Origin of the sequence: Gilliamella apis, from assembly GCF_030758615.1 — a bacterium.
In the GTDB taxonomy this organism is placed as follows: domain Bacteria; phylum Pseudomonadota; class Gammaproteobacteria; order Enterobacterales; family Orbaceae; genus Gilliamella; species Gilliamella apis_A.
This window is the reverse complement of record NZ_CP132381.1, coordinates 835918-860756: the sequence shown is the minus strand read 5'-3', so window position 1 is coordinate 860756 and position 24839 is coordinate 835918. Positions and strand designations below refer to the sequence as shown.

The following is a 24839-nucleotide window of genomic DNA, read 5'->3' as shown; positions in this document are numbered from 1 at the left end:
ATGTCGCGAATCCAAGCAGAAAAACAACAAAATACACTTAATTTAATCGGTGAGCTTGATGCTCACTCATTAAATGATTTATGGTCAATACAAAATACACTTTTAAATGGTGTAACGGATATTAATGTAACTCAAGTTACCCGAGTTGACTCTTCTGGGCTCGCGACACTGGTCTATTTTTGTAACCAATATAATATCAAATTAACTGGGATCAGCCCCCAGTTACAAACATTAATTGAACTTTATGATTTGCAAACGGTTATTAATCAGTAACTGTTAATGCAAGTTCATAATAAAAAACCCCTTTCCTCAAAATTTTTTTAATAAACAAAAAATAGATAATAAGAGTTTAAATAATGGATAAGCAAGAAATTATAGCTAAATTAAAAAGTTCACTCGACCTCGATGATGTTCATGTAATGACAGATGATGGCAGCCACTTTCAAGTTATTGCAGTTAGTGAAATCTTTGCCGAATTAAGTCGAGTAAAAAAACAACAAGCTATATATGCACCTTTAGCCGAATTTATTAATGATAATCGGATCCATGCATTATCAATCAAAACATATACACCGACTGAATGGCAACGTGAGCGTAAATTAATGGGTTTATAATTAAACCCAATCAGCATTTTGACTTGAATTAAGGTTTTTAGCCACAACATAATGTTTTATTAAGAACCATAATCATTCGCATAAGGTATCGCAGTATGACTAACCCACTATTAAGCAATTCATCATTACCCCAATTTTCAAAAATTAAACCTGAGCATGTTCTGCCTGCTATTCAAGAGACATTAAACAACTGTCGTAAAACAATCGAATCAGTATTGGAACAAAATAGTGAATACACTTGGGATAACCTAATACAACCCATTGATGAAATGGATGAAAAATTTAGCCGAGCGTGGTCACCAGTTAGTCATCTTAATTCAGTAAAAAATAGTCCTGAATTACGTGAAGCTTATGAAGCTTGTTTACCACTACTCTCGGAATACAGCACTTGGGTTGGACAATATAAACCATTATATCAAGCTTACAAACAACTTAAAAATAGCAAGCATTATGAAAATTTAAGTAAGGCACAGAAAAAGGTGATCGACAATGCCTTACGTGATTTTGAATTATCTGGAATCGGCTTATCAGATGATAAACAAAAACGTTACGGTGAAATTGTTGCTAAACTTTCAGAATTATCATCGCAATATAGTAACAATGTATTAGATGCAACAATGGGATGGTCCAAACTAATTACTAATGTTGACGACTTGTCTGGATTACCTGAAAGTGCCTTAGCAGCAGCAAAAGAACAGGCAAAAGCTAAAAATCAAGAAGGTTGGTTACTGACTTTAGATATGCCAAGTTATTTACCGATTATGACTTACTGTGATAATCGAGACTTACGCTTTGAACTTTATCAAGCATATAATACTCGCGCATCCGATCAAGGGCCTAATGCAGGTAAATGGGATAATACCGATATTATTAAACAAATTTTATCACTTCGTGATGAACTCGCTAAATTACTCGGTTTTGAAACTTATGCTGACAAATCATTAGCGACCAAAATGGCTGAAACTACTGCTCAAGTTACTGTCTTTTTAACTGATTTAGCTAGCAAGGCCAAACCGCAAGGTGAAAAAGAGTTAGCCGATTTAAAAAGATATGCTTATGAGTTCTTTGGAGCTAGTGATATTAAACCTTGGGATATCGCTTATTACAGCGAAAAACAAAAACAACATCTATATACTATCAATGATGAAGAGCTTCGTCCCTATTTCCCTGAACAACGTGTCGTTAGTGGATTATTTGAAGTCGTGCGTCGTATTTTCGGTATTACCGCTAAACAACGCAATGACGTAGAAGTTTGGGCGCCAGAGGTAAAATTTTATGATCTTTATGCTGCCAATGGAGAATTAAAAGGTAGTTTTTATCTCGACTTATATGCTCGTGAGCATAAACGTGGTGGAGCTTGGATGGATGATTGTATTGGCCAAATGCGTTTTGCCGATGGTCACTTGCAAAAACCTGTAGCTTATTTAACCTGTAACTTTAATCGCCCAATTGGTGACAAACCAGCATTATTCACCCACAATGAAGTCACCACGTTGTTCCATGAATTTGGTCATGGATTACATCATATGTTGACTGAAATTGAGGTGTCATCGGTAGCAGGTATTAATGGAGTTCCATGGGATGCCGTTGAATTACCAAGTCAATTTTTAGAGAATTGGTGCTGGCAACCTGAGGCTTTAGAATTTATCTCCGGTCATTATCAAACTGGAGAACCTTTACCTAAAGAGATGTTAGATAAAATGCTAGATGCCAAAAACTTCCAAGCAGCATTATTTATTTTACGTCAATTAGAATTTGGTTTATTTGATTTTAAATTACATAGTAACAAAACACCGGATATTTTAGAGACATTAAAACAGGTCAGACAACAAGTTGCAGTGGTACCTACTGTTGATTGGGGACGCTTCCCACATGCGTTTAGCCATATTTTTGCCGGTGGTTATGCGGCAGGTTATTATAGTTATCTTTGGGCGGAAGTTTTATCAGCAGATGCATTTTCTCGTTTTGAAGAAGAAGGGATTTTTAATGAATCAACCGGTAATGCATTTCTTGATCATATTTTGTCTCAGGGTGGCAGTGATGAACCTATGACATTGTTTAAAAATTTCCGTGGTCGTGAGCCACAACTTGAGGCATTACTTCGTCACTATGGAATCCACTAATGTCAATACTGCTCAGCTGAAACAATTAGCTGAGCAGTGGTTATCTGATCATATCGAACTTCCATTTGTTTTAGTTAGTCAAGCTCATCAACTTGAGTTACAAAAAACCGATGAGCCAAAATTAGGTGCAGTCGCAGTTAATTTTGTGTCAGGCACAATGGCACATCGTCGTCAATTTGGTGGTGGTCGTGGTGAAGCAATCGCTAAAGCCGTTGGCGTAAAAGGTAATTACTTACCAACCGTTATAGATGCCACTGCAGGATTAGGACGAGATGCCTTCGTATTAGCTTCTATTGGCTGTCAGGTTACAATGTTTGAGCGTCATCCGGTAGTCGCAGCGTTACTCGCTGATGGACTTGATCGTGCTTATCAAGATCCGACTATTGGTCAACTATTACAAAAACAGTTATGTTTAATTTATAATTCAAGTTTACATGGACTCAGCTTATATCACGATCAACCTGATGTTGTGTATCTTGATCCGATGTTTCCACATCGACAAAAAAGTGCATTAGTCAAAAAAGAGATGCGTATTTTTCAACAATTAGTCGGTAGTGATCTTGATGCCGAAAGTTTGCTCGAACCGGCAAGGCGATTAGCCAAAAAACGAGTTGTTGTCAAACGGCCTGATTATGCACCATTTTTAGCCAATCAAAAACCAACGGCTGAAATTAAAACTAAAAATCATCGTTTTGATATTTATACACCATTAGATTGTATATAGGAACAGTATTTAAATATGCGACTGGATAAATTTCTTGCTCACCATTTAGGTGTGAGTCGAACAATAGTCAGTAAAGAACTTAAAGCCCAAAAAGTTACCGTTAATGGTGATATTGTCAAATCAGGGGCTTATCATATCTCACCAGATCAAATTGTAGAATATGATGGTTTCGAAATCGTACCTATTACCGAAAATCGCTACTTTATGCTCAATAAACCACAAGGTTATGTCTGCTCTACTGATGATCCAGATCATCCAACTATCCTCTATTTTATTGATGAACCTATGGCAGAAAAACTGCATTCAGCAGGCAGACTGGATCTTGATACCACTGGTTTGGTTTTATTAACCGATGATGGTAAGTGGTCACATCGTATAACATCACCTAAACATCATTGTGAAAAAGTTTATCAAGTGACGGTTGAACAACCACTTACCGCTAATCTTATTGATATCTTTAAACAAGGCATTCAGTTAAAAAGTGAAAAAACTCTGACCGAACCAGCTAAATTGATTATCATTGACGATTATCATGCAGAACTCACTATAAGCGAAGGGCGATATCACCAAGTAAAACGAATGTTCGCAGCGGTAAATAACCATGTCACCCAATTACATCGCAAACAGATCGGCAATATTGTTCTTGATATACCTGAAGGTGAATATCGGCCACTTACTCAGGACGAGATCAATTCGTTTAATTAGTATTTTTGATTAGATTGAATAAATAATGATTTTTTTGCTAAATTTTAGCTCCAAAGGAATGACGACGTGCAAACACAAGATCCGCAAATAGAAATCAAAGTTTCTAAACAAGCACTCATTTTTATTCTTGGTTTGATTTCAATGTTGATGCCATTATCCATTGATATGTATTTGCCAAGTATGCCAACTATTGCCGAAAAATTTAATGTTGCTGACTCCACTGTACAATTAACGATAAGTTGTTATTTATTAGGATTTTCACTAGGCCAACTTTTATTTGGCCCCCTAACCGATAGCTATGGACGACGAAAAGTTTTAACTTTTGGGCTAATTATCTTCATCATTGCTGCATTATGTTGTGGTCTAGCTGCTAATATAAATCAATTAATTACTGCCCGCTTTTTTCATGGCATAGCGGCATCGGCAACTACCATTGTCATTAATGCATTAATGAAAGATATTTATCGTGATCGTGATGAGTTTTCAAAAATGATGTCTTTTGTCATGCTCATCTCCAATATTGCCCCACTACTTGCACCAATTATTGGCGGTTTTATTCTATTTTGGTTTGACTGGCAAGCAAACTTTTATGTTCTTAGTTTAATGGCTATCATCTGCCTAGGCTTGGTAACAATCAATATCCCAGAAACCTTAGCCAAATCGAAACGTGATAAATTTAGCATCATTAGAATTTTAAGTAATTTCATTGCATTATTTAGACATAGGCAAGTATTTACTTATATGATGATTGGCGCATTTTCTGGAGCAGGACTATTCTCATTTCTCAGTCTGGGGCCATTTGTTTATATTAATTTACATGGTGTTGCTTCAATCAATTTTGGTTATTACTTTGCTATAAATATTTTAGTTATGATATTTATGAACACCCTAAATAGCCGTCTGGTACGACGAGTTGGCTCGATAAAAATGATACAATTAGGATTATTAATTCAGTTTGTAATGACAATTGGTATGGCAATTACCAGTATATTTTACTTAGGATTTTTCTTTTTAGTCATATTTATTGCTGGTTATATCGGTTGTATTTCAACCATAGGAGGGAATTGCATGGCGGTAATTCTTGATTGTTATTCTCATATCGCCGGAACCGCATCCTCACTTGCAGGCACGATTCGCTTTGCGGTTGCCGGCGCTATTGGTGTTTTACTTTCTACACTCGTTTCAACACAGACTACAACCTCAGTTACGAATAATTTAACTGAATGGTTGATGGTTGGTTCAATGGTGATCTGTAACTTCTTAGCCGTCGGTTTATTTTTGAGTGTTAGAAATATAACAAGGAAAAAAATATGATTTATCAACTAGGTAACTTGAAACCACAAATTAATCCAACTTGCTTTATTGCTAAATCTGCCGATATTATTGGTGATGTGGTTTTAGATGAAAATGTATCTATCTGGTTTAATGCAGTTTTACGTGGTGATATCGCCAAGATACATGTTGGTAAAAATAGTAATGTCCAAGATAACACTACTATTCATATTGAAACTGATGTCCCATGTATTATTGGTGAAAACGTGACAATTGGCCATAACGTCATTTTACATAGCTGCACGGTCGAAGATAATGTATTAATTGGTATGGGTAGCACAATTTTAAATAATGCTAAAATTGCCAAAAATTGCTTAGTAGGCGCTAACTCGCTGGTTACTCACAGCTTACCATATGAAGAAGGTTGCCTAATTATGGGATCTCCAGCTAAAATTATTCGTAAATTGACTGAGAAAGAAATTCTAGCCAACATTACAAATGCTCAACACTATGTATTAAATGCGCAAAGATTTAATCAAACCTTGATCGAATTGAATTCATATCAATAAATTACTTTTTATCTCTCATTCACGCTATAAGTGGGTTTAATTTATGATAAAATAGCTAAAATTTTAATTAAAATAGCTTTTAGGTACGTGTTTGAAAAAATTTAAAATTACTAGAAGACAGATTATTATTCAATTAATTCTATTAACATTAATAGGATTGTCTGTTTGTTTATTTTTATCACTTTTTACTTACAACCCCTCGGATCCGGGTTGGTCACGTACGGCTTGGCATAATTCTATTAGCAATTTTGGTGGTTATATTGGTGCATATGCTGCTGATATCGTATTTCAATTTTTTGGACTGATTGCTTATAGTTTACCTATTATTATTATTTTCTTTTGCTTACAGTTAATGGGCTATTTTTATCGTCATAGTAATGGACCAATTAACTATTTCAGTGTTTCATTTCGAATTATTGGTATATTAGCTTTTGTACTTAGTTGTTGTGGTTTTTTTACCTTAAATATTCGTGACCCAGAACAATTCCAAGCCGGTGGTTATCTAGGCTCAATAGTTATTGAAAGTTTGTTACCAGTTATGAGCAGCTTAGTAACCTCTTTAGCTTTACTAGCAACAACCTTAGCTTGTGTTACATTATTGACTGGCTTTTCTTGGCTTTATCTATTTGAAAAAATCGGGGCGTTAGTTATGTTAATACTATCGCCAATAAAATGGTTATTTACGCCAGATAAAGTGACACAATCAGTTGAGCAAAATCAAAATGATGAAGCATCTATAGAAGAAAAAGAACCACAGATTGATTTACATCTTGATATGGATGGTAGTAGCCAAGATAGTCTTGAACTAACCAACTTGGCTACGAATACTGCAGAAATAGCCGCTAAAATAGATACGGAAAAAGCCGAATCAACAATAGATCCAGATCCGATTTCATTACAAAATGATGAAAAATTCATAAAAACGGCAGCACAATTATTACAAACGATCGAAGCTAACACTACAACTACAGACGAAACTCATGATGTAACTGAAAAGGTAAACAAAAAAGACCTTGATCCTGACGCAATATTAGCGCGAATGGAAACCATTTTAAAAAATATGAATGAAGGTGGTACAGTTAATTCTACTAATTTGGCGGAATCTAATGAGCAAAAGGATAGTCAAGATATCATTCAACCATTCGAAGAAGATAAATACACGATTGCCGATGCGCCAAGTAAACCGTTATTTACTATGGAACATCATGAACCTGAAATAGATATAAATCATCCTACTTTTAATAACGAGAGTGTGATAGAACCAACTGTAATAAAACCAGTTGAGGATGAAATATCACTAAGCATTACCCCAGAATATAATCATTATCAAACCAATGATATTCCAGACAACTTTGAGATACCTGAGGATGTTGATATCTCACTTCTTAAACAAGAAAATCCTACTATAGACGATATTTATTTAAATGATGTTGCTATCGAAGAAACGACACAACCACTAATCTCTTTAACTCAAACGGCACCGATTATCGATGAAAATACCGAAGAAGATAATGAAGATGAGGGAGAAAGCTTAATTCATCCGTTATTACAACGTAATGATAAACCTTTACCCAAGCCAACTACCCCATTACCGTCGTTAAGTTTATTAACGCCACCACCAACGACACGAATTGAAGTTGATCATGTTGCCTTAAATGCAATGTCACAGCAAATTGAAAAAAGTTTATCGGATTATCGAGTAAAAGCACGCGTTGTTGATTATTTACCAGGCCCAGTGATTACGCGGTTTGAAATTGAACTAGCTCCGGGTATTAAAGCAGCCAGAATATCAACACTGGATCGAGATTTAGCTCGTTCCTTATCTATGCCATCAGTGAGGGTTGTAGAAGTAATACCTGGTAAACCTTATGTCGGTATTGAATTACCTAATCAAAATCGACAAACCGTTTATTTCAGAGAAGTATTAGATAGTCCACAATTCAAAAACGCTCAATCTCCACTTACTGTCGTTTTAGGAAAAGACATTGCTGGACAATCGGTGGTTGCTGATTTAGCAAAAATGCCTCACTTATTAGTCGCAGGGACAACAGGTTCAGGAAAATCGGTTGGTGTTAATGCCATGATATTAAGCATTTTATACAAATCACAACCGGAAGATGTTAGGTTCATCATGATTGATCCTAAAATGTTAGAGCTCTCTATCTATGAAGGAATACCACACCTATTAACTCAAGTCGTCACCGATATGAAAGATGCGGCAAATGCGCTTAACTGGTGTGTGAATGAAATGGAAAAACGCTATCGATTAATGTCAGCGTTAGGGGTGCGTAACATTGCTGGTTTTAATGAGAAAATCAAGCTCGCTGAAGAGATGGGGCGACCAATTCCTGATCCACTTTGGAAACCAACCGATAGTATGGATCTAGAAATGCCGACGCTTGAAAAACTTCCATATATTGTGGTTATGGTTGATGAATTTGCCGATTTAATTATGGCTGTTGGTAAAAAAGTTGAAGAGTTAATTGCTCGACTAGCACAAAAAGCCCGAGCTGCAGGTATTCATTTGGTACTAGCAACTCAAAGACCTTCTGTTGATGTTATTACCGGTTTAATTAAAGCTAACATACCAACCCGTATTGCATTTACAGTTTCAAGTAAAATTGACTCACGAACCATTTTAGATCAAATGGGTGCGGAATCTCTGCTTGGTATGGGGGATATGCTCTATTTAGCACCTAATAGCTCTATTCCTGTTCGTGTTCATGGCGCTTTTGTCCGTGATGAAGAAGTTCATGCCGTCGTACAAGATTGGAAAGCCCGTGGTAAACCTAAATATATTGAAAATGTAACAGTCTCAACTGATGATAGTGAAAGTGGTAGCTTTGATACTATTGATGAAGAACTCGATCCACTATTTGATCAAGTGGTTTCTTTCGTCATTGAAACACGTAGAGCATCAATATCCAGTGTCCAACGTAAATTTAGAATTGGTTATAACCGAGCCGCACGAATTGTGGAACAAATGGAAATGGAAGGCATTATAAGTGCACCTGCCCATAATGGTAATCGAGAAGTACTTGCTCAAGCATCTCATAATGATTATTAAGCTTAATTGTAAAGGCAGCCTATTCCATGAGTAATTATTTATCGCAAGTAATTAGCTTAGAATCGAAATTGATAAGTGAAAATTTTCTGAGCTCACCGACAATATTAGCGGTACAAGCATTAATTAGAGAGATCTGCTTATCACCCAAACCTGGATTGGTTGATATGAACAATAATGGCGCACATCACGATATGAGTTTTCAAACATTCATAACAAGTATTAATGCCATTTCAAATTGGTTTGAACGTTTTTATCATTATGGAAAACATAATGCCAACGTTGCAGCACCTGATTTTTTAGCAAATATTCGACCAATTGGCCTTGAATGTGAAACAGCAATGTTTAGTGCAACTAAACAGATTAATACGCATAAAGGTGGAATATTTGCCTTTGGTCTATTACTAAGTGCCATCGGTAAATTAGAGCAACTTAAATTAAAAACTACTACTCCGATGATCTGTAATGAGGTAGCCAATATTTGCCACGGTATGGTTAATAAAGAATTATCACAAAATAATTGCAGTCATTCAGTAGGAGAACGACTTTATAAACAACATAATCTTACTGGTGCAAGAGGCGAAGCTGAATCAGGATATACAACCGCACGTGAGATATCATTACCAATTTATCAAGACATGTTGAATAGTGGCTATGATGAAGAATCAGCCCTATTACAAGCAATGCTATACTTATTAGCTTACAATCAAGACACAAACCTAGTTTCTAGAGGAGGACTGGCCGGATTAGAATTCGTGCAAAATGAAGCAAGATATTTAATCCAGCAAGGTGGCGTTTTGCATCCAAATGGACTAGAAATGATTGCTAAGTTAGATGATGAACTGATAAAACGCCACCTAAGTCCTGGTGGCTCAGCGGATCTTATCGCAGTTACATGGTTTTTATCTCATTATGCAGCTCAAAATTAACTAATTTTGCTTATAAAAGTTCTAATAAAAATTGATGGTTAAGCGGTAACCAATAAATTATTGATAAAAGCACCGTGACGATTGTCACGCCAGCTAAAGTAAAATAAACGGCCGTTATTAAGCATCATTTCAGGTTCATTCACTAACCCAAAATTAATAATGTAGTCATTCATTGTGTAAATATCCTAAGATAATCTAAATTAAAGCACTTCATACTTCAGTCTATCTCACACTTTATTTAATTACTAACTACGACGAGAACATTTTAATAACAGAAAAAATAAAAAATTAAATAATTATAACTAGAGTACTCATTATTGGATCGATAAAAGTATTGTAGTTGATAGCTATATTTCTGATCGAATTAAGCTAGGAAACAAAAGGTGATAATTAAAAAACAACCAACATAATCTTAATAATGATTAAAAAAGTAAGCGCTAACCAATATATAAGTAATAATTATCAATAAATTTATTACTATAAAATAAAGTATTTAATAAAGAATAATAGATATATTGCGCATACACAGAAAAAGAAAAAAGTTATTAAAATTTCTCTTAGCTTATTTGATTTATGCACTTTTATATACCAACAATTATCCTATTTACCAACATTTCTCATTAAATTATTTGGCAATAGTTAAGACAAACTTGTCTAAACTTATAAACTATGCTAGCTTGCAACACTCAATAAAATTGACAAAAATTAAGTTTAATTGAAAAAAATTAATATTATCAATTAATTTTATTTTTAATTGATATTAAGGTGATAATTTTTAGTGTGTTTAGTTTTTTTCAACGTATAACCATTCTTTAAGTAATGGAGAAAATAATGGACTATCCCCAAATAGCCCAACAAATTTTACAATTGGTGGGCGGTAAAGAAAATATTATTAATTTTACCCACTGCTTTACTCGATTACGCTTCCAATTACACGATAACCAAACCGCTAATCGTGAAAAATTATTACAAACAGAAGGTGTAATTTCTGTTGTTGAAGGGAGTGGACAATATCAAGTGGTTTTAGGTAATAAAGTCACTAAAGTTTATGAGCAATTAGTCTCATTCGTCGGTGATGTAAAACGAAATAATCAAACAGAACCTAAACTATCTTTAGCTGTAAAAATACTTAATGCTTTTGCCGCTATTTTCACACCAATTATTCCGGCTATCGCAGCATCAGGAATGCTAAAAGGAATTCTAGCTATTGCCGTTATGATTGGTAACTATTACTATCAGACTGATATTAAAAGCTATAACACCTATACTATTTTGCATGCGGCATCAGATGCAGTTTTCTATTTTATGCCAATTATATTAGGTTACACTGCGGCTAGAGTCTTCAAAGCTCATGAATTTATTTCCATGATTATTGGTGCGACTTTATGTTATCCATCAATCGTCAATTTAATGACCAGTAACACCGAGGTAACGCTGTTTGCAATCGAACTCACCAAAGCTAGTTACACATCAAGTGTTATACCTATTATATTAGCGGTGTTCATTTTAAGTTATGTACAAAGATTTCTAGATTATATTATTCCAGAAGTGTTAAAAATCATCATGGTGCCTACATTTTCATTGCTCGTCATGATTCCAGCTACATTACTTATTTTCGGCCCAATTGGTATCTATATCGGCGAATTTATAAACTGGGTCTATTACTACATTATGGGAGTTAGTCCTATCTTATTAGGTGCATTTATTGGTGGTGTATGGTGTATTTTAGTTATCTTTGGTGCCCACCGCGCTATCGTACCAATCGGCATTAATGATGTCGCCCAAACAGGACATCAAAGTTTACTTGCTTTTGCTGGTGCAGCTAATTTTTCACAAGCCGGCGCTGCTTTAGGTGTATTTTTTAAAACTAAAAATAAGAATCTAAAAACAGTTGCTGCTTCAGCGACAATAACCGCCTTATTCGGTATTTCCGAACCGGCTATTTATGGAGCAAATCTTAGATTGAAAAGACCAATGGTTTGTGCAGTTATATGTGGTGCACTCGCTGGTGGTTTAATGGGCTGGGGAGGTTCTTATGGAACCGCTTTTGCCAATCAAGGCGTACTGACAATACCAGTTTATGCTGAAGCCGGAACCAAAGCTTTCTTATGTTACTTAATTGGTATAGGTTTCGCTTTTTTTGGCTCATGCATTATGACGATGCTTGTTGGCTTTAACGATATCGCAAATGAAGAAGAGTCAAAGACAATTCAAACCTCATCTAGCCAACCATTAACAAATGATACAACCATTCTATCGCCAGTTGCCGGCGAAGTTATTGCGCTAAATCAAGTTAAAGATGAAGTATTTGCTTCAGGATCGATGGGCAAAGGAGTAGCAATTTACCCTAAAGCTGGTGAAATCTTTGCCCCAGCAGATTGTACCATTACCGTACTCTACCCTACTTTACATGCAATTGGCCTAAAATTAGATAACGGTATTGAGCTACTGATCCATATTGGTATTGACACAGTTAACTTACAAGGTAAATATTTTCAGTCTTATGTAGAAACTGGTCAACATATTACTAAAGGAAGCAAAATTGTTTCCTTTAATATCGAAAAAATCGAACAACAATTTGATTTAACAACTTCGATTATTGTGGTTAATTCAGATCAATATAAACATATAGATTATTGTCAACTAACTCATGTTAGTAATAATGACAATTTATTATTTATTCAAGTTTAGAGGTTTAGTTATGAAAGCTTTTGCTAAGGATTTTTGGTGGGGAGCATCATCTTCTGCATTTCAAATTGAAGGTGGGTGGGATGCGGATGGGAAAGGAATGACCGTTGCCGATTACAATTCATTTCAACGCTCTGCAATACAAGCCGATAGTAAAGTAGCCAGTGATTTCTATCATCATGTTGAAAGTGACATTGCTTTATTTAAAGAGTTAGGACTAAAAACTTATCGTTTTTCTATATCATGGGCGCGTATTATCCCCGATGGTGATGGTGAAATAAATCAAGCAGGCATTAATTTCTACAACAAAGTCATCAATGAATTAATCAAGAACGATATCATTCCGTTTATTACTCTTTATCATTTTGATTTACCATTCGCCTTAGTTGATAAATATAATGGTTGGCAAGATCGTCGTTGTGTTGATGCATTTAGACGTTATGCGCAAATATGTTATCAAGCATTCGGCGATCGAGTAAAACATTGGCAGATTAATAACGAACAAAATCTGATGATCCGTGTTAACGAAAGAATGAACATGTATAAAGTTGCGGCTCATGAGGTTGAAAAAGTGAGAGCTCAAATGGATTATCATATGTTTGTTGCTCATGCAATGGCAACCAATGACTGTCATGAACTAATTTCAGGTAGTAAAGTTGGGCCAGCGATATCATCAACCATGACCTACCCTGCAAGTAACAAACCCATGGATGTTTGGGCAGCCAAAATGAATGACAATTTCAAAACCAACTATGCACTTGAAATGTACTGCTTTGGTGACTATCCTGGGTATTATAAAAATTACTTAAATCGTTGTGGTATCTATCCTATTACTCAACCAGAAGATGCGCAAATTTTAAAACAAGCTAAGCCAGATTTTATCGCCGTAAATTATTATCGGACGTTAGTGGCTAGTTACCTACCAGAAGATGATAGCCATCCGTTTGGTAGCAAAGAAAAAGATATCGATTTTGATCTTTATGGTTATTTCAAGATCGAGAAAAATCCAAATTTGGTCACCTCAACTTATGGTGCACAAATTGACCCTATGGGTCTAAGACTGGTATTAAATGAATATTATCGCCAATATCGTTTACCACTGATCATTACAGAAAATGGCTTAGGTACACCAGATATTTTAACTGCTGACAATAAAGTACATGATGATTATCGCATTGATTATATAAAATCGCATATCTTAGCTTGTCATGATGCGATTGAAGATGGTGTTGAGTTATTTGGATATTGTCCATGGTCAGTTATCGATTTACTAAGTTCACATCAAGGTTTCAAAAAACGTTATGGCTTTGTCTATGTCGATCGAGATGATCATGATTTAAAAACAATTAATCGAATTAAAAAAGATAGTTTTTATTGGTATCAGCAAGTCATCAAAGATAACGGTATTAAATAATAATGCAAAACTAAACATGATGGGCGCTAAAAGGCCCATCATAATTTATTTAAATACTGCTAATTGACTAGATAAGTTACCTTATGTGCCTCTGTCGGTAACGGTACTTGCCATTTAGAAAGCATTTGAGTAATTTTCTTGTTTGGCAAGCTAGTATCTCGACTTGAATTACGTTGATATAATGTTGTTTCTGACTGCTCAAGATAAACAATTTCAACTTCGGCATGGTAAGCATAAAGTAAATCCAATGCTTTTTCTCGCATATCTCGTGATAAGTGAGTAGCATTCCAAATAAATGACTGATTCTCTCTTAAGTATTGTTTTACCTTTGCTAATACAAATTGAATCACTAAACCTTCATTTTGACCATGCTTCAATTTAAGTTGATTACGAGCATCATCATATGATGCAACCGGTAAATTTGGATAGTATTTACTTATCCAGCTATTTTTACCTGATGCAGGCAACCCCGATAGTAAGATGACTTTAGGCCCTTTTTGAGGATATAACGCATAATCAGGTAACACATTGCTACCTCGAAAATATTGTATTCGCGTATAATCATCAATAAATTGCCGTGGTTGATATAAACACTGTTCTTCTAAAGCTAATTGTTTGAAGAGTTCAACTTCATCAACCATTCGAGCTTTATCAGCACTAATACGACCCAGTATATCTGCTTTAGCTTGCATACATAACATCCAAACAGGAAGTTGCCATGAAAGCCGATGAATTAACCATTGCGGTGATTTATAGTTATTATCATCACTTAAAGCATAAAATGGTATTTGATGCACTCGGATAATTCGACAAATTTTTTCCCGTAATTCAAAAGGAACGCCATTTCGCCATAATAATATTCGACTACTTATCTCGCCTTTTTGCGAATGTCGTGGTTGTGAAATTCGACCACTTATTTCATCAATAATTGTCGTTTCTGGTTTGGCAATATCATGTAATAAAGCAGTCATAAACAGTACAAACTTATCTTCATCAGAAGATGCTGCAAAATCATCTTGAGCAATTAAAGCCCTTAATACCATTTGAGTATGAATCCAAACATTTCCTTCACCATGATAAATCGGATCTTGTGGTGTAATAGTCAATTTATTCAACTCAGGAATACAGTCTAACCACTGGTCAAAGTTATCTTGGCTGATACTGTAGGCGATCTCTTGTTGTAACTGTGAATAACTCATAAATCACCTCCAAATACTAAGCCACTATTCCAATTTATTGTTAGTTGTGGCGAATAAAGCTCAACATTGTTAGCTAATTGATTAGGAATAAATGGTTGTTGTAAATGATGTTGCCCAGCATCTAATATAGCTTGCACAAAATCCTGCCTAACCCACTTCAAACGACCAGTTGTAGTATTTGCTGATTCGATTTTTAAATATAATCCTTCCATCAAATCAGAGTTATCACACTGTTGCCAAGCTTTGATTAAATCAAGCTTTTCTTGTGTGACAATTTTTTCAAAACAACTTCGCCAGTCAATTGTTTTAGCTAAAGAATTTTTCACGAGTGCTAATAAATCACTTAATTTTTCTGGTGCAATTCCCATAAACAATACAGGAACAGATAAAATAGGACCATCGGCCAATAATTCATGACGCTTTCGAGTCGATAAGAAACAATTATTATGCCTATCCCAAACATCAAATTCACAAAAATAATGTGGTAATGCATCATAAAAAATAGCGTGTTTTTTATGTAGCCACTCACCATACATAATATAGCGATCTTCTAAACGTTCAATTAACCAGCCTTCATGGACCGTTGCCCAATGTTTAAATAGATTAAATTGACGTTCGCGACTCCCTCCTATTAAGTAATGGCCACGTGATTGTAGTAATAGTTCACCACTTTCTGAAAAACTGATTGCACAGTTGGCCCCATCAAGTTTTTCTTCAACCACAATATATTGCCCTGCTAACTGATCGTAAGGTAGCTGTCCATGCTCACTATCGCCAAATTGTAAACGTGAACTTTGCAAATGTGGAGTTCGTGGGTATTTAATTAATTCTAAGTTTTGAATATAAGTTTCCATTGTCATTTTGTTTTCTCCAAAAAATTAGGGAAAACCGACAAGGCGAAGATCTATAGATTGAACTGCAACGTAGACGCTTTAGAAAAAGCTAAAAGACAATAAAATAGAAGATACCATGTCGGCATTAAGATAAAGTGTTAAATACAGGCATTTTGCCACCTCACAAAAAATATAAATATTAGATTAAAAAAACGGCGCCATTATCTTTTTCAGCAGATCTATTGTCAAGTGAAATTGGATTTTTTTATATATTTAATCAGTATTAAGATTCGACAAGATCATTATCATTGATAAATTTTGAGGTTTATATGGATGTCGAAATCGTATTATTTCCGATGACACAGTTAGCCGTTATTGAGCATTATGGCTCGCCTGAGTTAGAACATGAATCAGTGAATAAACTCATAAAATGGCGACAAGAAAATCAGCTTTTAGATAATAAATATAGAAACTACGGCATTCATTATACCAATCCAAAAACAACGCCACCGAAACAACATCATGTCGATTTAGGTATCGCTATTGATGAACCTATTACTACTAACATTTATGGAGTAATAAATAAAACGATTCCCCAACTCCGCTGTGCAAAAACCAGAGATATTGGTTCGAGATATCATAATCAAGCTATTATTTATTTACTCAAACAATGGTTACCAAATAGCGGAGAAAAACTGGGAGATTTCCCCCCAATTTTTCATTATGTCAATGTTGGTCCGACCATTAAACTAGAACAGATGATAACGGATGTTTATTTACCGCTGTTAGACCATTGATATTCATTATTTAGGTGAATAATCAGCAGCAAAATAACGCTGACTAATTTGTGCTAGTTCACCACTACTAATAATTTTTTTGATACCTTCATTGATATCTTTGGTTAATTGTTCCCCTCTACTACTTTTACTAATTAAAAGATAACTAAATGGTGAAGCAATACGATCTTCATCTTCCTTACTTAGTTCAATTATTTTTAAATTGAGATGATGTTCGCTAGTATATTGCGATAACATTACTTTATCAATTAACTGAAAATCATATTGACCGCTTTCAACATGTTGTAAAACAGGTAATAAATCAGCTTCACTATAAACAATCTTGACAGGATTATTAGGGTTTTGCTGATTATAGGTTTCTAAAGCTGTAGCATAGTTTAGTCCCGGTGATACTTCTGTCGATTTTCCATTAAGATCACTAAAACGATTTATATTATTATTATTTTTAGCTACTGCGATTACATATTGATTTTTAAAGATTGGATCGGAATAAAAATACTTCTCCTTACGTTTTTCATTCATTGCATAATTATTAGCACCAACTTGATACCTTTGAGAATCAAGTCCTGCAAGTACCGATGGAAATTCTGTAATTTCAAAATTAATTTCATATTGTGGTTGTTTGGCAAATATGGCTTTAACCACATCGATATCATAGCCAGTCAGCTCTCCTTTATCATTGACTGTCGTAAAAGGACTTGGTGCGCCTGATGTTGCAATAACGATTTTTTCTACTTTAGTACTTTGGGTGTTTTTATTTTGATTATCACATCCAATCAGTGATAAAACAGCCAAGATCAAAAAGCTATACCATTTTTTTAGATTCATAACGCCGATCCTCTGTAGTTAAAATTAGTTAATATTATTAAAATGCTAGTCAATTAGGCTATCTAAATGAATCCCATTTCTTTCATTTGCTGCCGATGATCTGTTTGATATATGGCCATACCAGTTTTCATTAAATCAAAACCTAAGTTCTTATAAAATTCAACCGTTTGAGGATGTGTATAAAGAATAATATTACAATCCTTTACTTGTTCAATAAGCTTATCGACAATTAGCCTACCATATTGCTGACCATGTAAGTGTTTAGCCAAAGCAATGTTATAAATCGCTGCCTGACAAATACCATCTGATAACGCTCTACCAACCCCCACCACATGATTATTCTCCAATAAAAAAACTACCGCATAGCTTCTTTTAAAGACTTGTTCTTGAGTTATCGCATCGAACGAACTTAAGCCATAAAATGCCAGTAAATCAGCAACTTCTTGCCAATTAATATCATCACAGTGTTGTTGAATAATAATCCCCATTAGTACCTCATTTACTGATTAAATCTCATAATCCATTTGCATTGCTGAATAATATCTAGATAAAAAATCTTTTGTTCTTTGATGAACAGGATTTAAAAAAACTTGTTTAGGCGATCCATCTTCAATAATTTGCCCTTTATCTAAGAACAAAACTCGGCTGGCTATATCATGCACAAAACTCATTTCATGAGAAACTAATATCATCGTAATACCCGATTTTGCCGCCATTTTTATCGTTGCCAATACTTCGCCGACTAACTCAGGATCTAATGCAGAGGTAGGTTCATCAAGTAATAAAACCTTAGGATTCATGGCTAACGCTCTCGCAATAGCAACCCTTTGTTGTTGACCACCTGATAGTTGTTTTGGATAGTGGTTTACTCTATCAGCAAGACCAACTTCAACTAGTTTGTCGTAAGCAATTTTTTCAGCTTTCTCTCGAGAGTATTTTTTTACAATCAGTAACCCTTCCATAACATTTTCTAAAGCATTCTTTTGTGGAAAAAGATTAAACTGTTGAAAAACCATCGCTGTTTGTTGACGAAATTTAACAATTTGATCTCGTTTAGATTTACTGACATCAAACGACATGTTATCAATAGTGATATTACCAGCTTGAGGTTTTTCCAATAAATTTAAACAACGTAAAAGGGTCGATTTTCCTGCTCCCGATGCGCCAATAATTGCAACGATTTCATGTGCTTTAATAGCAAAATTAATTTGATTTAAAATGCAATTACCATGAAAAGATAAAGTGAGATTATTAACATGAATCATAGCCATTTCCCTCTTCGGTAACTTGGAGTATTTTTATCTTCACTAATCGTTAATCGGTTCTCTAAATATTTGACTAATAATTCAATTAATATGGTTAATGCCCAATAAATTAGAGCCAGTGAAATATAAACTTCAAAATAACGATAGCTATGACCAGCTAAAGTTTTACCTCTACCAGTCATTTCAGTTACCGAACAAACAAATGCCAATGAAGTTCCTTTTAGTAATCCGATTAAAGTATTACCTAAGTTAGGCAGTGCAACTATAAATGCTTCAGGAATAACAATACGACGTAAAACTTGACTATATGTCATACCTAACGATTGTGCAGCTTCGATTTGCCCCTTATTTACAGATTGTAATGCGGCACGAATTGTTTCAGAGTTATAAGCTGCTTCATTAAAAGAAAAGGCTATCAATACAAACAATATTGCCGGAAGCCCATTAATATTAAAATCTGTATCAAAAAAGTAATTAACATAACGTAATAAAATTGGTAGGCCATAAAAACTTAAATAAAGTTGTACCAATAATGGGGTTCCTCTTATAAATGAAACAAATACCGCTGCTATTTGCGTTAATATCGGTATTTTATTCATTTTAATTATTGCAATAACTAGACCTAATATTACGCCAAGTAACATCGAAAAGATGGTGATAAAGAGTGTTACTGGCAAATAAGCCAATAACGTCGGTATTTGGGTGAAAATCAATCCAAAATCAATAATATTTGGCATCTGCATTATCCCAATATTAAAATTAATTAACTAAATTGTTTATCTCGATTATGTGGTGTTTGCCAATTACTAACATCAGGTCCTAACGGCAAAATATCATAAGGATTATGGGCGTTATTACTCAAAAAATAACCTTTTTTAATCGCCTCAAAATCAGTCGTATTGCCAAAAGCGGGAATTTGATAGAGATCTCGGGCATAACCCCACAAATTAGGATAATCGATAATTCGATTTCGATTAGTGTTGAATGCAGCGTAATAGGCAACATCAAACCTAGCCAAAGTGACATATAAACGGATATCTGAATCAGTGATGTTATCACCAAAAAGATAACGAGATTTGCTTAATCGTTGTTCTAATTTATCTAACTGGTTAAAAACGAGATGGTAAGCATGCTCATAAGCTGGTTGTGATCGAGCAAAGCCTGCTTTATAAACGCCATTGTTAACTTCATGAAATATCACATCATTCAATTTATCAATTTCAGTACGTAAATGTTCTGGATAGAGATCTGGTGCACCAGCTTTATGAAACGGCTTAAAAACAGTTTCCCAATAGTTAGTTAATCTAAAATAATCGTTGTTAACAACTTTGCCAGTTTTTACGTCTACTACGGTAGGAACTGTTGCTCGCCCATTATATTCTGGATCGGTTTTAGCATAAAGTTCCGGTAAATAACGAATCCCTAACACCGGATCAACGCCATTGGGATCAAGTGAAAACTCCCAACCATGTGGTGTTCTTATAGGAGAAACCTTACCTACACTAATAACATCCTCTAAACCCAATAACTTGATGGCTATCATTTGGCGATGGGCCCAAGGGCAAATTGCAGCCCAAATCAGTCGATAACGACCTGCTTCAACAGGTAACAAGCCAGGTTCATTACCAAAGGGAGTGTCAAATCGGTTAGTTTGACGGACAAAAGCACCATCTTTACTGATTTCATTATTTTCAGTCGTTACTACTTTTCCTATAGACATACGCTTACTCCTATTCTTTGATACTGCAATTTAAATCATCCAACAATTGGATTAATTCAATCTAGCATCAAATATTTAGGCAATAAAATAATCAATAAGCATATTTATATAATCATAAATTATATAACGTAGGATTAATAACCAACTTTGCGAAAAAAATTACTTTCCTAATCTTTTATAAAGCCTTTCAGGACGACCTATTTTGCCATGGTTAAGCTCAACCGTTAATAATTTAGTTTGCACACAATATTCTAAATATCGTCTAGCGGTGGTTTTACTAATATTGGCTTTTTCGACAATTTGATCTACTGTTTGCGGTTCATTTGTTTGCATAAATAGATCTTTAACTTTTTGTAAGGTAATTTCTTCAATACCTTTGGAGTGGCGATTAATATCAACAAAGTCTTTAGTTTGTAGATTAAAAAGTTCATCAATACGTCTTTGATTCACATGTTTTTGCAAACTTTGACGATATAAAAACAGTTCAAAACGTTCAAGTGAATGTTTTAAGCGCTGATAAGATACCGGTTTGATTAAATAATCAAAAGCGCCAAAACGTATCGCTTTACTACAGGTATCCATATCACTCGCAGCAGTAATAAAAATAACATAACAATCTAAATTATTATTAATAATATATTCAAATAATTCAATTCCTTTTCCATCAGGTAGGTAATTATCTAATAAAATTAATGTTGGTTTTAATTTTTCAACCATCACTTTCGCTTCTTCCAAAGTTGCAGCGATTCCAATAACTTCTACTTTGGTGTCTCGTTGAATAAATTCGGCATTTAATTCAGCTAAAATGGGCTCATCTTCAACAATAAGAACTTTAATTGTATCTTCTTTTATTTCATACATACTTTATTCACCTCTGTTAACTACTTTGGTATAAAAACAGAAAAAATCGTTCCATAAGGTTCATTATCTTCAAATGTGATATATCCGTTAGCTTTTTTCACATATGTAGAAACTAAATGTAAACCTATACCATGTTCGTTCGAATTTTGTGAGGTTACCCCCGGTTGGAAAATTGAATTGCGGATTTTATCGTCTATACCACAACCCTGATCACTGACTTCTAAAACAATTTCATCGGTTCTATCACTTAAAAATAGATGGATAGATTTATCACCTTGATTATTTTTTAAACACGCATTAAAGGCATTGTCCAATAAATTACCTAATATCGACATAAATTCGGCTTCAGTTATCTTGGAAGGCAATGCTTCTAAATAGCAGGCGGGATCAAAAAACAATTTTAAGCCAATTTCATGCGACTTAGAATATTTACCAATTAATAAACCACAAATAGCCGGAACCTGAAAATGGCTGGTAATGAAATCTAGATTTTGTTGATTATCAGCAGAATGTAGCGCAATAAATGATTCCGCTTCTTCATATCGTTTCATATAAATTAAACCTGATAACGTTGCCATCCAGTTAAGGTGTTCATGTCTTAAGGCGCGCAAATTATCCACATACTGCGTAACTTGAGTTAATTGCATACTTAATAAATTAATATCATCATAATTTCGGAAGGTGATCACCCATCCTTGAATTTCATCATCAACAATTACGCGAATACGATTAGCAATAACGATAATATTATTGAAATAGCAAATATGGTCATGAACATCTTTAGTCTGATTGGTACTACCATAAAGAAAATCCGTTGATTTAATAAAATTAGATAAATCATGATTAAGCAGACTATTATCATCGATATCAATATTTAACATACGCCTTGCTGATTGGTTGATATTGATAATCTTATAATCAAGATCAATGGCAATAATACCTTCAAATATTGATTCCATTATTGATTTCTGACTCTTTACCAATAGTGCAATTGCTTGAGGTTCTAAATTAAACATCTGTTTTTTGATAGCTCTAGCAAAGCATAAAGAAAATATAAACAGCGCAAAGAATAAAAATGAACAAAAAATAATGAATGGAATAAATTGTTTTATATGTGACGCATAAATATCATCTACCATATAACCAACCGAAACAATACCAATTACTTTTCCATTGCTAATAATCGGCGCTTTACCTCTTAGGGCTAAACCTAAAGATCCTTGACTTATTGTGGTGCTACTAATACCACTTAACACCTCCTGATTGTCATCACCAACCATGGGTAAATATATTGAATTATTAGCCGTATGAAATAACCGATAAGCTTTAGCATCACCTATAACAATATAACTCGCATCACTTTGTTCAAAAATATCTGAAACAAGTTTAGCGATTTGTTCAGTATCTTTATCTTCTACATATTTTATTAAGCTAGGAATCACAGCTAACTCTTTCGCCTGAATTTGAGCTTTTTCGCCTAAACTACGATATAAGGCATTTTCTGTCACATTCCATATGTAGCTTTGCAGCAATGCTAAAACCACCAATGAAAAGATTAAAAGAGATAAAAATAATTTTGTCGTAAATGACAGATGTATTCGTTTTCGCATTTTTATACTTAATAAATAATTGCTGTATCTGCTGAGGAGTGTAACACAGCATAAAAAAACTTAGAGCCTTTAAAACCATAAAAACCACACTTAATTTATGATTTATATCACAAAATTGATATTAATATTTTGTCACCATATGCGCCATTAAAACAAAGCAAATTTATTTTGGAGATAAAAAAAATATGGTGGATTTCAATTCAGTTGAAAAAACGCACAACAACAATGAAAAACATGAGATAAAACACGAAGATCAAACGAAAAAGTTTTGGCCATACGGATGGTGGAAACTTATGGATGATTATAAAATCGGTGTAATTCCTTTACCATTATTTATTATCGCGGGTATTCTTATCTTTGCTGAAGTATTAGTAACAGGTAAATTACCAAGTGAAATAGTTGTTATGGTAGTCACATGTGCTTTCTTTGGTTTTCTTTGTGGTGAAATAGGTAAACGTTTACCAATTGTTGGAAAAATGGGGGCAGCAGCAATTTGTGCAACCTTTATTCCATCAGCTCTAGTCTATTATGGCATTCTGCCTACTCCTGTGGTACAAGCAACAACCAAATTCTATAAAGATACTCACATTTTATATCTTTATATCTGCTGTATCATCGTTGGTAGTATTATGAACATGGATAAGAAAACGCTTATTCAAGGTTTCTTAAAAATCTTCGGACCAATGGTATGTGGTGAAATTGTTGGTATGCTAGTTGGTGTTGGTGTGGGTTATTTATTAGGCTTATCACCATTTGAAACATTCTTCTTCTTAGTATTACCGATCATGGCTGGTGGTGTTGGTGAAGGCGCAATTCCATTATCAATCGGATATGCATCTATTTTAGGTATGGAACAAGGTGAAGCACTAGGTCGAGTATTACCAATTGTTATGTTAGGTGGTTTAACCGGTATTATTTGTGGTGGTATCCTTAACCGTATTGGTAAAGCTTATCCTCATTTAACTGGTAATGGTCGCTTGTTACCAGCATCAGAAGATGAACAAATTATCAACAAAACGGCTAAAACAGAGTCGGTTATTGATGTGACAACTTTTGCATCTGGTGTATTATTAGCCGCTATCCTTTATATGGTCGGTATGATTGGCCACAAAGTAACCGGTATTCCAGCACCTGTAGGGATGCTATTTGCCGCAGTATTTGTTAAACTAGTATCAGGTGTTTCACCAAAAGTACTAAGTGGTTCGCAAGTAGTTTACAAGTTCTTCCAAACATCTGTAACCTATCCTATTTTATTCGCTGTGGGCGTGGCAATCACACCGTGGGATAAAATCGTTGCAGCTTTCACCGTTATCAACCTAATAGTTATTGTTTGTACAGTAGTGAGTTTAGTCACAACTGGTTTCTTTGTTGCTAAAAAACTAGGTATGTATCCAGTTGATGCGGCAGTTATCTCTTGCTGTCAAAGTGGTCAAGGTGGAACTGGTGACGTTGCAATCCTGACAGCAGCAGAACGTATGGAGTTGATGCCATTTGCCCAAATTGCTACTCGTATTGGTGGTGCAATTAACGTATCAGTATCCTTACTCATTCTAGGCAATTTTTTAGTATAGTTTTTTTCAAGAGCAACCTTAGTTATTACTAGGGTTGTTCTATTTTCTTATGT

General features: G+C 34.6%; 22 protein-coding genes and 1 pseudogene. 13 read left to right on the top strand and 10 right to left on the bottom strand.

The window, feature by feature from the left end; all coding sequences use genetic code 11:
* The 9 genes from RAM17_RS04050 to citG all read left to right on the top strand — a co-directional run bounded on the left by RAM17_RS04050 (position 1) and on the right by citG (position 10000).
* Positions 1-273, top strand: a complete 273-nt coding sequence (locus RAM17_RS04050; RefSeq protein WP_110448423.1) for an STAS domain-containing protein — start codon at positions 1-3, stop codon at positions 271-273.
* An 83-nt stretch (positions 274-356) separates the two neighbouring features.
* On the top strand, positions 357-614 hold the full coding sequence (locus tag RAM17_RS04045; RefSeq protein ID WP_065613967.1) for a BolA family protein: 258 nt from the start codon (positions 357-359) through the stop codon (positions 612-614).
* A gap of 95 nt (positions 615-709) precedes the next feature.
* A complete protein-coding gene (prlC, locus tag RAM17_RS04040) occupies positions 710-2737 on the top strand; it encodes an oligopeptidase A (RefSeq protein WP_110448424.1) in 2028 nt (675 codons plus the stop codon).
* Positions 2724-3461 carry a class I SAM-dependent methyltransferase gene (locus RAM17_RS04035; protein WP_110448425.1) on the top strand — a complete coding sequence of 246 codons (738 nt, stop codon included), beginning with the start codon at positions 2724-2726 and terminating at the stop codon, positions 3459-3461. The genes prlC and RAM17_RS04035 overlap by 14 nt, the downstream gene beginning before the upstream one ends.
* Positions 3462-3476: 15 nt before the next feature.
* On the top strand, positions 3477-4166 hold the full coding sequence (gene rsuA / locus RAM17_RS04030) for a 16S rRNA pseudouridine(516) synthase RsuA (protein ID WP_110448426.1): 690 nt from the start codon (positions 3477-3479) through the stop codon (positions 4164-4166).
* A gap of 141 nt (positions 4167-4307) precedes the next feature.
* Entirely contained in the window at positions 4308-5480 is a 1173-nt protein-coding gene (locus tag RAM17_RS04025; RefSeq protein ID WP_110448532.1) for a Bcr/CflA family multidrug efflux MFS transporter, read from the top strand.
* Positions 5477-6007, top strand: a complete 531-nt coding sequence (locus tag RAM17_RS04020; RefSeq protein WP_110448427.1) for a gamma carbonic anhydrase family protein — start codon at positions 5477-5479, stop codon at positions 6005-6007. Before RAM17_RS04025 ends, RAM17_RS04020 begins: the two co-directional genes overlap by 4 nt.
* A gap of 91 nt (positions 6008-6098) precedes the next feature.
* Complete coding sequence (locus RAM17_RS12510) at positions 6099-9074, top strand: DNA translocase FtsK 4TM domain-containing protein (RefSeq protein WP_110448428.1); 2976 nt, start codon at positions 6099-6101, stop codon at positions 9072-9074.
* 26 nt (positions 9075-9100) lie between these two features.
* Positions 9101-10000: a triphosphoribosyl-dephospho-CoA synthase CitG gene (gene citG / locus RAM17_RS04005; protein WP_110448429.1), complete on the top strand. Its 900-nt coding sequence runs from the start codon at positions 9101-9103 to the stop codon at positions 9998-10000.
* 38 nt (positions 10001-10038) lie between these two features.
* Here the strand turns inward: citG and RAM17_RS04000 are convergent, their stop codons facing one another.
* A complete protein-coding gene (locus RAM17_RS04000; protein ID WP_258334377.1) occupies positions 10039-10173 on the bottom strand; it encodes a hypothetical protein in 135 nt (44 codons plus the stop codon).
* A gap of 658 nt (positions 10174-10831) precedes the next feature.
* On the opposite strand from RAM17_RS04000, the gene RAM17_RS03995 reads away from it, so the two are divergent.
* Both RAM17_RS03995 and RAM17_RS03990 read left to right on the top strand, forming a co-directional pair.
* Positions 10832-12691 carry a beta-glucoside-specific PTS transporter subunit IIABC gene (locus tag RAM17_RS03995; protein ID WP_110448430.1) on the top strand — a complete coding sequence of 620 codons (1860 nt, stop codon included), beginning with the start codon at positions 10832-10834 and terminating at the stop codon, positions 12689-12691.
* A 10-nt stretch (positions 12692-12701) separates the two neighbouring features.
* Positions 12702-14102, top strand: coding sequence for a glycoside hydrolase family 1 protein (locus RAM17_RS03990; RefSeq protein ID WP_110448533.1), 1401 nt, complete (start codon positions 12702-12704; stop codon positions 14100-14102).
* Positions 14103-14161: 59 nt separating this feature from the next.
* Here the strand turns inward: RAM17_RS03990 and RAM17_RS03985 are convergent, their stop codons facing one another.
* Both RAM17_RS03985 and RAM17_RS03980 read right to left on the bottom strand, forming a co-directional pair.
* Entirely contained in the window at positions 14162-15301 is a 1140-nt protein-coding gene (locus RAM17_RS03985) for an AAA family ATPase (RefSeq protein ID WP_110448431.1), read from the bottom strand.
* Positions 15298-16161, bottom strand: a complete 864-nt coding sequence (locus RAM17_RS03980) for an RNA ligase family protein (RefSeq protein ID WP_173795297.1) — start codon at positions 16159-16161, stop codon at positions 15298-15300. The genes RAM17_RS03985 and RAM17_RS03980 overlap by 4 nt, the downstream gene beginning before the upstream one ends.
* A gap of 302 nt (positions 16162-16463) precedes the next feature.
* On the opposite strand from RAM17_RS03980, the gene RAM17_RS03975 reads away from it, so the two are divergent.
* Positions 16464-16931, top strand: a complete 468-nt coding sequence (locus tag RAM17_RS03975; RefSeq protein ID WP_110448432.1) for an AraC family transcriptional regulator — start codon at positions 16464-16466, stop codon at positions 16929-16931.
* 6 nt (positions 16932-16937) lie between these two features.
* On the opposite strand, the gene RAM17_RS03970 is transcribed toward RAM17_RS03975, so the two are convergent.
* From RAM17_RS03970 to RAM17_RS03940, 7 genes are all read right to left on the bottom strand, one after another.
* Positions 16938-17759: a transporter substrate-binding domain-containing protein gene (locus RAM17_RS03970; protein WP_110448433.1), complete on the bottom strand. Its 822-nt coding sequence runs from the start codon at positions 17757-17759 to the stop codon at positions 16938-16940.
* A gap of 62 nt (positions 17760-17821) precedes the next feature.
* Positions 17822-18247, bottom strand: coding sequence for a GNAT family N-acetyltransferase (locus tag RAM17_RS03965; protein ID WP_065613954.1), 426 nt, complete (start codon positions 18245-18247; stop codon positions 17822-17824).
* Positions 18248-18265: 18 nt separating this feature from the next.
* Positions 18266-19024 (bottom strand): amino acid ABC transporter ATP-binding protein, encoded by a 759-nt coding sequence (locus RAM17_RS03960; protein WP_110448434.1) that lies wholly within the window; start codon positions 19022-19024, stop codon positions 18266-18268.
* Positions 19021-19761, bottom strand: coding sequence for an amino acid ABC transporter permease (locus RAM17_RS03955; protein ID WP_110448435.1), 741 nt, complete (start codon positions 19759-19761; stop codon positions 19021-19023). Before RAM17_RS03955 ends, RAM17_RS03960 begins: the two co-directional genes overlap by 4 nt.
* A 26-nt stretch (positions 19762-19787) precedes the next feature.
* Entirely contained in the window at positions 19788-20744 is a 957-nt protein-coding gene (locus tag RAM17_RS03950; RefSeq protein ID WP_110448436.1) for a glutathione S-transferase family protein, read from the bottom strand.
* Positions 20745-20903: 159 nt separating this feature from the next.
* On the bottom strand, positions 20904-21605 hold the full coding sequence (locus tag RAM17_RS03945) for a response regulator (protein ID WP_173795327.1): 702 nt from the start codon (positions 21603-21605) through the stop codon (positions 20904-20906).
* Positions 21606-21625: 20 nt separating this feature from the next.
* Positions 21626-23215 (bottom strand): ATP-binding protein, encoded by a 1590-nt coding sequence (locus RAM17_RS03940; RefSeq protein ID WP_110448437.1) that lies wholly within the window; start codon positions 23213-23215, stop codon positions 21626-21628.
* Positions 23216-23496: 281 nt separating this feature from the next.
* On the opposite strand from RAM17_RS03940, the pseudogene RAM17_RS03935 reads away from it, so the two are divergent.
* A pseudogene (locus RAM17_RS03935) lies at positions 23497-24786 on the top strand (2-hydroxycarboxylate transporter family protein); the annotation flags it as partial.
* Between the last annotated feature and the right edge of the window lie 53 nt (positions 24787-24839).